At 63.1% G+C, this 13,684-nt stretch carries 6 protein-coding genes and 1 pseudogene; 4 read left to right on the forward strand and 3 right to left on the reverse strand.

Annotated features, from left to right (window positions below):
* Positions 1–45: 45 nt before the first annotated feature.
* From folD to C8C94_RS06265, 3 genes are all read right to left on the reverse strand, one after another.
* A complete protein-coding gene (folD, locus tag C8C94_RS06255) occupies positions 46–900 on the reverse strand; it encodes a bifunctional methylenetetrahydrofolate dehydrogenase/methenyltetrahydrofolate cyclohydrolase FolD (protein ID WP_121420106.1) in 855 nt (284 codons plus the stop codon).
* 72 nt (positions 901–972) lie between these two features.
* The gene (locus tag C8C94_RS06260) at positions 973–1,599 is read right to left on the reverse strand and encodes a response regulator transcription factor (RefSeq protein ID WP_007848524.1); all 627 of its coding nucleotides are present in this window, start codon (positions 1,597–1,599) and stop codon (positions 973–975) included.
* Positions 1,596–4,157: a PAS domain S-box protein gene (locus C8C94_RS06265; protein WP_055395892.1), complete on the reverse strand. Its 2,562-nt coding sequence runs from the start codon at positions 4,155–4,157 to the stop codon at positions 1,596–1,598. The genes C8C94_RS06260 and C8C94_RS06265 overlap by 4 nt, the downstream gene beginning before the upstream one ends.
* Positions 4,158–4,324: 167 nt before the next feature.
* On the opposite strand from C8C94_RS06265, the gene aceE reads away from it, so the two are divergent.
* The 4 genes and pseudogenes from aceE to C8C94_RS26045 all read left to right on the forward strand — a co-directional run.
* On the forward strand, positions 4,325–7,048 hold the full coding sequence (gene aceE, locus C8C94_RS06270) for a pyruvate dehydrogenase (acetyl-transferring), homodimeric type (RefSeq protein WP_121420107.1): 2,724 nt from the start codon (positions 4,325–4,327) through the stop codon (positions 7,046–7,048).
* Positions 7,049–7,065: 17 nt separating this feature from the next.
* Positions 7,066–8,751, forward strand: a complete 1,686-nt coding sequence (gene aceF / locus C8C94_RS06275; protein ID WP_121420108.1) for a dihydrolipoyllysine-residue acetyltransferase — start codon at positions 7,066–7,068, stop codon at positions 8,749–8,751.
* Positions 8,752–8,770: 19 nt separating this feature from the next.
* Positions 8,771–10,615, forward strand: a complete 1,845-nt coding sequence (lpdA, locus tag C8C94_RS06280) for a dihydrolipoyl dehydrogenase (RefSeq protein WP_121420109.1) — start codon at positions 8,771–8,773, stop codon at positions 10,613–10,615.
* Positions 10,616–10,888: 273 nt separating this feature from the next.
* Positions 10,889–13,626 (forward strand): annotated as a pseudogene (locus C8C94_RS26045) (putative bifunctional diguanylate cyclase/phosphodiesterase); the annotation flags it as partial.
* Positions 13,627–13,684: the final 58 nt, after the last annotated feature.

Here is a 13,684-nt window from a genome sequence, read left to right on the forward strand (position 1 = left end):
AGGTTCAAGTTGCAAAGCCGCCGACATCGACAGCACTGACCCAGGTCAGTGCCCTGCAGTGCGCTCAGCGGCTTCGATGGTATTCACCAGCAGCATGGTAATGGTCATGGGCCCAACCCCGCCAGGCACGGGGGTGATCCAGCCGGCCACTTCCTTGACGCCGTCAAAGTCCACGTCGCCGCAGAGTTTGCCGTCCGCCTTGCGGTTGATGCCTACGTCGATGACGATGGCACCAGGCTTGACCATGTCGGCTGTGAGCGTGTTGGCGCGGCCGACCGCTGCCACCACGATGTCGGCCTGGCGGGTGTGGTAGCCCAGGTCGGGGGTGCCGCTGTGGGTGACGGTAACCGTGGCGTTGGCCTGCAGCAGCAGCAGGGCCATGGGCTTGCCCACCGTATTGCTGCGGCCAATGACCACGGCGTGCTTGCCCTTGATGGTCTGGCCGGTGGATTCGATGAGCTTCATGCTGCCGTAGGGCGTGCAAGGCCGGAAACCTTCCAGCCCGGCCATGAGCTCGCCCGCGGAGAGGACCGAGTAGCCATCGACGTCCTTGGATGTCGCAATGGCCTCGATGACCTTGTGCGGGTCGATGTGCTTGGGCAACGGCATTTGCACCAGGATGCCGTGTACCGTGGGATCGGCATTGAGCGCCTCGATACGGGCCAGCAGCGCGGCTTCGCTCAGATCGGCGTCGTATTTTTCAAAAATGGAGCGCACGCCGCTGTCTTCGCAAGCCTTGACTTTGTTGCGCACGTATACGGCCGAAGCAGGGTCTTCACCCACCAGGATCACGGCCAAGCCGGGCTGGTGGCCGCGGGCGGTGAGCGCTGCAGCGCGTTGCGCCACCTCGCTGCGCAGTTGGCGGGAAAGGGCGTTGCCGTCGATGAGTTGGGCTGTCATGTCAGAGAATATGAGTCAAATTGGTCTCTAGCGCTTTATCAGCAAACGCGAGCAGCTATCAAAATGTGAATTTCAACCCTTGGGGGCGTTCTGGCCGAGGGCGATCTTGAGCAGGTCGGCCACGGTGTTGGCGTTGAGCTTTTCCATGATGTTGGCGCGGTGCGCCTCCACCGTCTTGATGCTGATGCCCAGGTCGTCGGCAATCTGCTTGTTCAGGCGACCGGCCACGATGCGTTCGAGCACCTGGGCTTCGCGGCTAGTCAGCTTGGAGAGCAGGGCATCGCGGCTGGCGGCCTGCTGGTAACCGGCGAAGGCTTCGCGGGCGTGGTCGAGCATGCGCTCGACGAGTCCGACCAGTTCTTCTTCGTCAAAAGGCTTCTGGATGAAATCCAGCGCGCCTTTCTTCATGGTGTTCACGGCCATCGGCACGTCGCCGTGGCCTGTAATGAACACGATGGGCAGGGGGGACTTGCGCTCGATCAGTCGATCCTGAAGCTCCAGGCCCGTCATGCCGCCCATGCGGATGTCCACAATCAGGCAGGCGACTTCGCGGGGGTCGTAGCGTGAAAGAAAGGTCTCGGCCGAATCAAAGCAACGCACCCGGTAGTCCTTGCCTTCCAGCAGCCACTGCAGGGAATCGCGAACTGCCTCGTCGTCGTCCACAACGTAGACAGTGCCTTTTTTCGGAATCAAGCTCATGCAATTGTCCTTGGTTTTTGAATGTTTGCTACAGAATTTGTAGTGGCATCAGCAGGCTTGGCAAGCGGCAGCCAGAAGGAGAACTTGCAGCCCGTGACCTCGGATCCATTGTAGAGGTTCTCCGCCAGCATCCTGCCCTGGTGCGACTCGACGATGCTGCGGCACAGATTGAGGCCCATGCCCATGCCTTCTTCCTTGGTGGAGAAGAAGGCTTCGAAGAGGCGCTCCAGCACTTCGGGGGCCAGGCCCTTGCCGGTGTCCTGCACCGAAAATTCCACCACTTCGCGGTCTTCGACGTGTTTGGGCACCACGCGCAGTTCCACGCTGCGACCCGACGGTGGACGGTTGGCGTGCTGGATGGCTTCGGCGCCGTTCTTCATCAGGTTGACCAGCACCTGCTCGATCAGGATGGTGTCCACCATCACGGGCGGCAGGCGGGCGGCCACATAGTGCGTCAGGCGCACGTTGTGTCGGCGAAGCTCGATGTCGGCCAGCTCCACGGCTTCGTTGACCATCGAATGCACGTCGGCCAGGGTGCGGTTGGGCTCGCTCTTCTTCACAAAGGCCCGGATGCGCTGGATGATCTGGCCCGCGCGCTGGGCCTGGTGGGCGGTCTTTTGCAGTGCCGTGAGCAGCGCTTCTTCGGTCAGCTGGCCACTCTGGATGCGCGAGACCATGCCACTGCAGTAATTGTTGATGGCCGTGAGCGGCTGGTTGAGTTCGTGCGCCACGCTGGAGGCCATCTCGCCCATGGTGATGAGGCGGCTGACGGATTGGGCGCGCTCGGCCTGGCGCGCCGCCTGCTCCTCGGCCTGGCGGCGGGGGGTGATGTCGGTGGCAATCACCATCTGGGCCAGTCGGCCGTCCACCCAGTTGAGGTAGCGCGAACGTACTTCGAGCCACTTTCCCAGGTCGGGCAGGTAGATTTCGGCGTTCTCGGTGCGGGCACTGGTGAGTGGGTCGGTGGGCAGGCCCATGAGTCCGTCTTCGTCGTCCATGCCCGTATGCTCTGTGCCCGCCACGGGCACCACGCCCGCCTGCGCCACCAGCTGCAGGTGGCCGCCGGTCTGCGAGCCGAACCATTGGCGGTAGAGCTTGTTGGCGAACAGCAGTTCTTCGCTGCCCAGCGGCGCCACGGACACCGAGGCGTCCAGCGATTCCAGCACGATGGTGAAGCGCTCGTGCGATGCGGAAAGCTGTTCGCGGATGCGATTGGGCTCGGTGATGTCCGTCATCGAGGTCATCCAGCCCGTCTGCTGGCCGTGTGCATCGATCAGGGGCGACACGTAGAGCCGTGCATCGAAAAGAGTGCCGCTTTTGCGCCGCACCCGCACCTGGAAGCCGCCCACGATCGTTTTACCGGAGAGTTCGTCGCGCAGCTTGGCGTGCAAGGCTTCGTGGTCGGAGTCGGGCCAATAAGGGAAGGGTGCTTTCAGGCCCACCAATTCGGCCTCGCTCCAACCAGTCATCTGGCAGAAAGCGGCGTTCACATAGGTGATGCGGCCTTCCATGTCCAGCGCGCGCATGCCCGTCAGGATGGAGTTCTCCATCGCGCGGCGGAAGTTCGTCTCGGCCACCAGGGCCTGCTGGGCCTGCATGCGGCGGCGGGTATGGCGCCAGGTGGCGATCAGCATCCAGGCTGTCATCGCGCTCAGCGTGCCCACCAGCCAGAACAGCCCACTGCCCACCACGCCCAGCGAGGTGCGGTAGGCCTGTGCCTTGAGCACCAGCCCGTTGCCCACCGGGGAGACGGGCACCTCGTACTCGTTGGCTCGGGGTGACCAAGGCAGGAGCTGTGTGGCCGTGTTGCGCGGTCCCAGGGGGGTTCCGGCCAGCACCTGGTTCTTGCCATCGAGCAGCGTGACGGCGTAGCGCGCCAGCACCTCGGTCGGCGTGCCGTAGCGCAGCAGGCTGTCGATGGAGTATTCGCCCAGCACCACCCCGCTGAACTTGCCCTGGTTGTTCAAAGGCACCTGCAGCTGGAGCAGCGGGGTTGAATCGCCCGAGGTTGCGGCCGGCTGGGCGTACACCGGCTGTTGCAGGTCGCGGGCCAGGCCAAAGGTGTCGGCCGTGTCGCCGGGTTTGAGCACTTCGCCGGCAATGCGCAACTCGCTGCTGGCCAGCGTGGGGGCAGCATGGCTGGCGCGGATGCGGCGGCGCTCGTCGATCCAGGTGATGGCCTGCAGTTCGGGATATTGGCTGATCAGGCTTTCGGCACGGCTCACAAACTCTGTGCGTTCCAGCTCTTGGTTGGACAGGTCACGCGCAATGCGCATGAGCTGTTCCTGCCGCTCCAGCAGCCGCAGGCGCACACGCTGTTGCGCGTATTCCACGTCACGCCGTAGGGCTTCTTGTTCGCGCTCGGCCTCTTCGGCGCGCAAATACCAGAACGCCGCCACGATGGCGGCCAGAAACATCAGCACGGCAGCCAAGGGGGCCAGCGCTGCAAACCGGTCCTGCCGGGTTGGCGACAACCCGCGCCACCACTTGCGCCACCAGCGGGCGGGCGCCGCCACGACCATGGCTGTGGGGGAGGGGTGAGGGGGCAGGGAATCCATCCTTCAAGTGTAGGGGAGCCGCAGCCCGGAATCCGGGGCACGTGCAATGTGCGTTCGCAGCATTTTCTTGCAATATGAAATGCATGGGCACCATTTGAAATTCTAAAAAAATATGCGAAACTAGAGCCAACGTACTAAATTGCTGCCACACCTACAGGAGACAAAGCATGTCAGCTCAGCCCGACCCTCAGGCCGGAAACGGCAACGCGCCCGCCACCGATACCGACCAACAGGAAACCCGTGAGTGGATGGATGCGCTGTCCGCCGTCATCGACAAAGAGGGGGCCGAGCGCGCCCACTACCTGTTGGAGCAATTGCTGGAACACGCCCGCCAGAACAGCGTGGACCTGCCGTTCTCGGCCAATACCGGCTACGTGAACACCATAGAGCCCAGCCAGGAGGCACGCAGCCCCGGCAACCTTGAAATCGAACAGCGCCTGCGCGCCTACATGCGCTGGAACGCCATGGCCATGGTGGTCAAGGCCAACCGCCATCACCCGCCCGAAGGTGGCGATCTGGGAGGCCACATCGGCTCCTTTGCCTCGCTGGCCAGCATGTTTGGCGCGGGCTTCAACCATTTCTGGCATGCCGAGAGCGAGAACCACGGCGGTGACCTGCTTTACATCCAGGGCCACGTATCGCCCGGTATTTATGCCCGCGCCTACCTGGAAGGCCGCCTGAGCGAAGAGCAGTTGCTCAACTTCCGCCAGGAAGTGGACGGCAAGGGCCTGTCGAGCTACCCGCACCCCAAGCTCATGCCCGAGTTCTGGCAGTTCCCCACGGTGTCGATGGGCCTGGGCCCGCTGATGGCCATCTACCAGGCGCGTTTCCTCAAGTACCTGCACGCCCGTGGCATCGCCAATACCGAAAACCGCAAGGTCTGGGTGTTCTGCGGCGACGGTGAAATGGACGAGGTCGAATCCCTGGGCGCCATTGGCCTGGCAGCGCGTGAGAAGCTCGACAACCTGGTGTTTGTCATCAACTGCAACCTGCAGCGCCTGGATGGCCCCGTGCGTGGCAACGGCAAGATCATTCAAGAGCTCGAAGGCGAGTTCCGTGGCGCGGGCTGGAACGTCATCAAACTCATCTGGGGCAAGGGCTGGGACGAGTTGCTCGCCAAAGACCATGATGGTGCGCTGCGCAAGCTCATGATGGAAACCAACGACGGCGACTACCAGGCCATGAAGGCCAACGACGGCGCCTACGTGCGCAAGAACTTCTTCGGCCGCGACCCTCGCACCCTGAAGATGGTCGAGCACATGACCGACGACGAGATCTGGAACCTGCAGCGCGGCGGCCACGATTCGCAAAAGGTCTATGCCGCATTCCATGCCGCTCAAAACCATGGCGGCCAGCCTTCCGTCCTGCTGGTCAAGACCGTCAAGGGCTTTGGCATGGGCAAGATTGGCGAAGCCAAGAACACGGTTCACCAAACCAAGAAGCTCAGCGACGAAGACATCAAGGCCTTCCGCGATCGCTTCAACATCCCGATCCCCGACAGCCAACTTGCCGAACTGCCCTTCTACAAGCCCGCCGACGACACCCCGGAAATGAAGTACCTGCACGAGCGCCGCAAGGCCTTGGGCGGCTACCTGCCACACCGTCGCGTGAAGGCCGACGAGAGCTTCACCGTGCCTGCGCTGGACACCTTCAAGGCCATCCTGGAGGCTACGCCCGAAGGCCGCGAAATCTCCACCACGCAAGCTTACGTGCGCTTTCTCACGCAGCTGCTGCGCGACCAGGCCCTGGGCCCGCGCGTGGTGCCCATCCTGGTGGACGAAGCCCGTACCTTCGGCATGGAAGGCCTGTTCCGCCAGATCGGCATCTACAACCCCGCAGGCCAGCAGTACACCCCGGTCGATAAAGACCAGGTCATGTACTACAAGGAAGACAAGGCTGGCCAGATCCTGCAAGAGGGCATCAACGAAGCCGGTGGCATGAGCAGCTGGATCGCGGCGGCCACCAGCTACAGCACGAACAACCGGATCATGATCCCGTTCTACGTGTACTACTCGATGTTCGGCTTCCAGCGCATTGGCGACCTGGCTTGGGCGGCGGGTGACATGCAAGCCCGTGGCTTCCTGCTGGGCGGCACCTCGGGTCGCACCACGCTTAACGGCGAAGGCTTGCAGCACGAAGATGGCCACAGCCACATCCTGGCCAACACCATCCCCAACTGCGTGAGCTACGACCCGACCTTTGCGCATGAAGTTGCGGTGATCATGCACGACGGCATGAAGCGCATGGTCGAGCGGCAGGAAAACGTCTTCTACTACCTCACACTGCTGAACGAAAACTACCCCATGCCCGGCCTGCAACCCGGCACCGAAGAGCAGATCATCAAGGGCATGTACCTGTGCAAACAGGCGCCCGCCCTGGCCCATGACGCGCCTACGGTGCAGCTGCTGGGCAGCGGCACCATCTTGCGCGAATCGTTCTTTGCGCAAGAACTGCTCGAAAAGGACTGGGGCGTGGCCGCCTCGGTGTGGAGCTGCCCCAGCTTCAACGAACTGACCCGCGACGGCCAGAACGCCGAGCGATGGAGCCTGCTGCACCCGACCGAAGAAGCGAAGGTGCCTTTCGTCACGCAGCAACTGTCCGCATCGCAAGGTCCCGTGGTCGCGTCCACTGACTACATGAAAGCCTACGCCGAGCAGATCCGCCCCTTCATCCCCAAGGGCCGTACCTACAAGGTGCTGGGCACCGACGGCTTTGGCCGCAGCGACTTCCGCAGCAAGCTGCGCGAGCATTTCGAGATCAACCGCCACTACATCGTGGTCGCTGCGCTCAAGGCGCTGAGCGAAGACGGCGTGCTGCCCGCCACCAAGGTGGCTGAGGCGATCGCCAAGTACAACATCCAGGCCGACAAGGTCAACCCGCTGTACGCGTAAACCGAACGGAGACAACAATGGCATTGGTAGACATTCAAGTCCCGGACATCGGGGATTTCGACGAAGTGGGCGTGATCGAACTGCTGGTCAAGGTGGGCGACACGGTCAAGGCCGAGCAGTCGCTCATCACCGTCGAATCGGACAAGGCATCGATGGAGATTCCGTCCAGCCACGCAGGCGTGGTCAAGGAACTCAAGATCGCCCTGGGCGACAAGGTCAAGCAGGGCTCTGTGATTGCCGTGGTCGAGTCGGCAGACGCGGTTGCCTCAGCCCCGGCTGCTGCGCCAGCCCCTGCCGCTGTTGCACCCGCCCCCGTTGCGGCCGCTGCGCCAGCACCGGTTGCACCCGCTGCAGCCCCTGCAACTGCAGGCCCGGTGGAAGTGCGCGTGCCCGACATTGGCGACTTCAAGGACGTGGCCGTCATTGAGTTGCTGGTCAAGGTGGGCGACACCATCAAGCTCGAACAATCGCTGTTCACCGTCGAATCCGACAAGGCCTCCATGGAGATTCCGTCGCCCGCCGCTGGCGTGGTCAAGGAGCTCAAGGTCAAGATTGGGGACACCGTCAATATCGGCGACTTGGTGGCCTTGCTGGAAGGGGTGGCGGGCAGTGCGCCTGCTGCCGCTGCAGCGCCCGCAGCGCCGGCGGCGGCTCCCGCTGCTGCGCCTGTTGCAGCCCCCGCACTGGTTGCAGCAGCCGTTGCACCGGTCGCCGCTACGGCCTCCGTGCCCGCCCACCAGCCTGGCACGCCCACAGCGGGCCTGCCGCACGCATCGCCCTCGGTGCGCAAGTTCGCCCGCGAGCTGGGTGTGCCCATCGATGAAGTCAAGGGCACCGGGCCCAAGGGCCGCATCACGCAAGACGACGTGCAGTCCTTCACCAAGCAGGTGATGGCGGGTGCCACCCAAACCAAGGCGCAGGCTGCCAAGGCGCCTGCCGCATCCGGTGGCTCCGGCGGTTCCGGTGTGGGCCTGGATCTGCTGCCCTGGCCCAAGGTCGACTTCACCAAGTTCGGCCCCGTCGAGCGCAAGGACCTCTCGCGCATCAAGAAGATCAGTGGCGCCAATCTGCACCGCAACTGGGTCGTCATCCCGCACGTCACCAACCACGATGACGCGGACATCACCGACCTCGAAGCCTTCCGCGTGCAGTTCAACAAAGAGAACGAGAAGAGTGGCGTCAAGGTCACCATGCTCGCCTTCATGATCAAGGCCGCCGTGGCCGCGCTCAAGAAGTTCCCCGAGTTCAACAGCTCGCTCGACGGCGACCAGCTGGTGCTCAAGCAGTACTTCCACATCGGCTTTGCGGCCGACACGCCCAACGGCCTCGTTGTGCCCGTCATCCGCGACGCCGACAAGAAGGGCATCGTCCAGATCTCGCAAGAGATGGGCGACCTGGCAAAGAAGGCGCGCGACGGCAAGCTCGGCCCGGCCGACATGACCGGTGGCTGCTTCTCCATCAGCTCGCTGGGCGGCATTGGCGGGCGCTACTTCACGCCCATCATCAACGCGCCCGAAGTCGCCATCATGGGCGTGTGCAAGAGCAGCATTGAACCGAAATGGGACGGCAAGCAGTTCGCACCGCGCCTGATGCTGCCGCTGTCGCTCAGCTGGGACCACCGCGTGATCGATGGCGCGGCCGCCGCACGCTTCAACGTGTACTTTGCCTCGCTGCTGGCGGACTTCCGCCGCATCGTGATGTAACGAAAGGGCAAGACACACCATGGCAATCATCGACATCAAGGTACCCGACATCGGCGACTTCGCCGAAGTGGCCATCATCGAAGTGCTGGTCAAACCCGGCGACACCATCAAGGCCGAGCAAAGCCTGATCACCGTGGAGTCCGACAAGGCCTCCATGGAAATCCCCTCCAGCCATGCTGGGGTTGTGAAGGAGCTGAAAGTGAAGCTTGGCGACAAGATCGCCGAAGGCTCGGTGGTGCTGACGCTGGAAGTGCAGGGCGCGGCAGCTCCAGCGCCCGCTACAGCCCCGGCACCCGCAGTTTCTGAGCAAAAACAGGCCCCATCGCCCGCCCCACAAGCGCAAGCAGCTATCAATCCGGTAGCATCCAGCTTTGCAGGCACTGCCGATATGGACTGCGACGTGCTCGTGCTCGGCGGCGGCCCCGGCGGCTACTCGGCTGCCTTCCGCGCGGCCGATCTGGGCCTCAAGGTCATCATCGTCGAGCGCTACGCCACCCTGGGCGGCGTGTGCCTGAACGTTGGCTGCATCCCCTCCAAGGCGCTGCTGCACGTGGCAGCCGTCATGGACGAAGTGAGCCACATGGCCGACCTGGGCGTGGACTTTGGCGCCCCTGCCGTCAACATCGACAAGCTGCGCGGCCACAAGGAAAAGGTCATCGGCAAGCTCACCGGTGGCCTGGCCGCCATGGCCAAGATGCGCAAGGTGACCACCGTGCGCGGCTACGGAGCCTTTGTCGGCGCCAACCACCTCGAAGTGGAAGAAACCACCGGCACCGCGCAGGAGAAGACGGGTAGCAAGAAGGTCATCGCCTTCAAGAAGGCCATCATCGCCGCCGGAAGTCAGGCCGTGCGCCTGCCCTTCATGCCCGACGATCCACGCGTGGTCGACTCCACCGGCGCCCTGGCGCTCAAGGAAGTGCCCAAGCGCATGCTGATTTTGGGCGGCGGCATCATCGGCCTCGAAATGGGCACCGTGTACAGCACGCTGGGCGCGCGCCTCGATGTGGTCGAAATGATGGACGGCCTGATGCAGGGCGCCGACCGCGATCTCGTCAAGATCTGGCAGAAGATGAATGCCAAGCGCTTCGACAACATCATGTTGAAGACGAAAACCGTGGGTGCCGAAGCCACGCCCGAAGGCATCAAGGTCACGTTCGCCCCGGCAGAAGAGGGCGGCACCGCCCCCGAGCCGCAGGTGTACGACCTGGTGCTGCAGGCTGTGGGCCGCACACCCAACGGCAAGAAGATTGCCGCCGAAAAGGCCGGCGTTGCCGTGACGGACCGTGGCTTCATCAACGTCGACATCCAGATGCGCACCAACGTGCCGCACATCTTCGCCATCGGCGACATCGTGGGCCAGCCCATGCTGGCGCACAAGGCGGTGCATGAGGCGCATGTGGCGGCAGAAGTGATTGCTGGTGAACTGCAGGGCAACAAGGAACTGGCCTCCGCCGCCTTCAACGCCCGCGTGATTCCGTCGGTGGCCTACACCGACCCCGAAGTGGCATGGGTGGGCCTCACCGAAGACCAGGCCAAGGCGCAAGGCATCAAGGTCAAGAAGGGCCTGTTCCCCTGGACGGCTTCTGGCCGCGCCATCGCCAACGGCCGCGACGAGGGCGTGACCAAGCTGCTGTTCGACGACTCGCCCGAGGCCCATGGCCACGGCAAGATCCTGGGCGGCGGCATGGTCGGCACGCATGCGGGCGACATGATCGGCGAGATCGCCCTGGCCATCGAGATGGGCGCCGACGCCGTGGACATCGGCAAGACCATCCACCCGCACCCCACGCTGGGCGAAAGCATCGGCATGGCGGCGGAGATTGCGCACGGCAGCTGCACGGATGTTCCGCCGCAGAAGAAATAAGTAGCCAGCTTCTCAGCTTCTAGCTAGTAGACAAAGCCCGAACCGGTAACGGTTCGGGCTTTTGCGCATTGCGCGCCCCTGCAATCGTTGCAAAATGTTGCTGATTGGTATTGACTGAAGCGATCGCCGGTCTCCCAGGCGGGCGTACGACGACCACCAGCAGATTGTTGATCTGGAAGCAGGATGCCCGTAACGCCAACCATCGCCGCTCAGCCTGACGATGACCCGAACCTTGCCTGGGTGCTGCTGGGTAAGGGGCTGGACCTGTATCAGGATGCCGTACTCATACTGGGCGAAGAGGGCCGCTTCGTCTATGTGAACGATGCCGCCACCCGCGCCCTGGAATACAGCCGCGAGGCGCTGCTGACGATGGGGCCGCCGGACATCGATCCGAACATTTCCAGGGAGCGGTGCCAGGAAATACTGCAAAGCCCGGAGGGCCAGGCTTTTGTCATCGACACGGTGCACATGACCCAGAGCGGCAAACAGATTGCCGTGCAGGTGCACGGTGTGACGCTGCGGCGGGAGGGGCGCTTGTTTGCCGTCTCCATCGTTCGCGACATGTCGGAAGCCCAACGAATGCAGGAGGCCCTTCAGCAGCGCCAGCAGTATTGGCGCACCCTGCTGGACGAGTTCCCATTTTTTGTCTGGCTCAAGGACGAGCACAGCCGTTTGCTGGCAGCCAATATCGCGTACGCCAGAGTGGCGCGGGTGGCCTCCACGGCGGAACTGGAGGGCCGGACTGAATTCGATTTCTTCCCCAAGGATTTGGCGGAAACGTATGTGGCCGACGACAAGGCTGTCATGGCGGCGGGCGTGGCCCACTATGTGGAAGAGCTGTACGTCGATGAGCACGGGCAGCGGCGCTGGATGGAGGTGTGGAAGTCTCCGCTGCACCAGCATGGCAAGGTGGTGGGCACGGTGGGATATTCCAGAGATATCACGGACCGCAAGCACACCGAGAGTGAACTCCAGAAAGCGCTGGCCTTTGCCCAGGGGGTGATTGATGCCTTTCCGGACTTGTTGTTCGAAACCGACCGGGAAGGCCGTTACCTGAATATCTGGACGCGCAACCCCGAGTTATTGGCGGCCAGCCGGGAGGCTTTGCTGGGGCGGACGCTGCAGGAAGTGCTGTCTCCTGAAAGTGTGGCGATTGCCGAGATGGCGTTTGCGGAGGCAGAGCACAAAGGCGTGTCGTTGGGCCATGTCATATCGGTTGCGACCTCTCTGGGCCCGCGCTGGTTTGAACTGTCGGTATCGCAAATGCGCACCAGCGTGGATGCGCGCCCACATTTCATTACGGTCTCCCGCGATGTAACGCAACGGCTGGAACTGCAGGATGAGCTGACCTTGCGGGAGCGTGAGTACCGTACCCTGGTCGAAAACTCTCCCGATGTGATTGCCCGTTTTGATCTTCAGTTCGGCTGCCGGTATGCCAACCCGGTGTTGCTGAAGGCGGTGGGGCGGCTTGACACCGGCGCGCTGGGATGCTTACCCCATGCGCTCTGGGGGCAAGAGGTTGGGGCAAAGTTGGCGCAACATCTGGTGCAGGTGGTGGACAGCAAGACGCCTGTCGAGTTGGAGCTGCAATGGTCCGATGCGCTGGGGCGCCGCATCTGCAGTTTGGTGAGTTTGACCCCCGAGTTGGACGACGACGCCAGCGTCTCGAGCGTGTTGCTGGTGGGGCGGGATATCGGTGAACTGAAGGCCTACCAGGACAAGGTCCACCAGATGGCTTTCTACGACGCGCTGACGGGGATGCCCAACCGCGTGCTGTTCCATGACCGGCTGGCGCAAATGCTGAAGGATGCGGCCTACCACCGCGCTCAGGCGGGTGTGATGGTGGTGGACCTGGACCGCTTCAAGCAGATCAACGACACCATGGGCCATGCGGCGGGAGACGCGTTGCTCAAGGAGGTCTCCCTGCGCCTGCGCGCCAGTGTGCGCACTTATGACACCGTAGCCAGGCTGGGGGGGACGAGTTCGGCATGTTGTTGCCAAAGATCCATACCGGCAGTCATCTGGCGCGTGTGGCGGGGAAGGTGAAGACCGCCTTCAACCAGAGCTTTTGGCTGGATGGGCAGGAAATTTTCGTCTCCTGCAGTGTCGGTATTGCGGTGTACCCGACGGACAGTGAGGCGGCAGAAGAGCTGCTCAAGTACGCAGATTCGGCGATGTACTCCGCCAAACGCTCCGGGCGAAACAGCTTCCGGTTTTACTCCAGGGATATGACCGAGCATGCCCAGCAGCGGCTGACCCTGGAGTTCGACCTGCGTCGTGCGCTCCAGCGCGATGAACTGGCACTGCACTACCAGCCCAAGGTGCTGCTGGCGTCCGGCGCAACGGTCGGCTGTGAGGCGCTTTTGCGCTGGACGCATCCTCGCCTGGGCCAGGTGTCTCCGGAGTTGTTCATCCCGGTGGCAGAAGACGCTGGCTTGATCAACCAGCTGGGCGCCTGGGTGTTGCGCGAATCCTGCTCGACCGCCGTCGCCTGGAATACCGGGGCCACACAGCCACGCAAGGTGGCGGTCAATCTGTCGGCCCGTCAGATCCAGGCCTCCGGCCTGGTGGCGCAGGTGAAGGAAATCGTGTCCGAAACGCGTTGCAAACCCCAGTGGCTGGAGTTTGAGATTACCGAGAGCCTGCTTCTTGACGAGGACGGTGTTGCAGTCAAGGCTCTGCAGGCCCTGCGCGACATGGGGGCCACCATCGCGATCGATGACTTCGGCACCGGGTATTCGGCGCTGTCCTATCTGGCCCGCTTCCCCATCGATACGCTCAAAATCGACAAATCGTTCATCCACTCCGCGACCACCGACCATTTCAGGGCCGAGCTCATCAAGGCCATCTTGTCGATCGCGCGCTGCTTGAACCAGGAGGTGGTGGCGGAAGGCGTGGAAACGCCCGAGCAGGCGGACTTCCTGGCGGCGGAAGGATGCCAGTTCGCTCAGGGCTTTCTGTTCAGCAAAGCGGTGCCACGAGAGCAGTTGCTGGGCATGTTTGGCGCCTGACAGGAGCCCGCTGGGCTGGCCACGATCCGCCCGCACCGCGCAGCTCTGCATGGGCTGC

This window comes from Acidovorax sp. 94 (genome assembly GCF_003634645.1).
GTDB lineage: Bacteria > Pseudomonadota > Gammaproteobacteria > Burkholderiales > Burkholderiaceae_C > Acidovorax > Acidovorax facilis.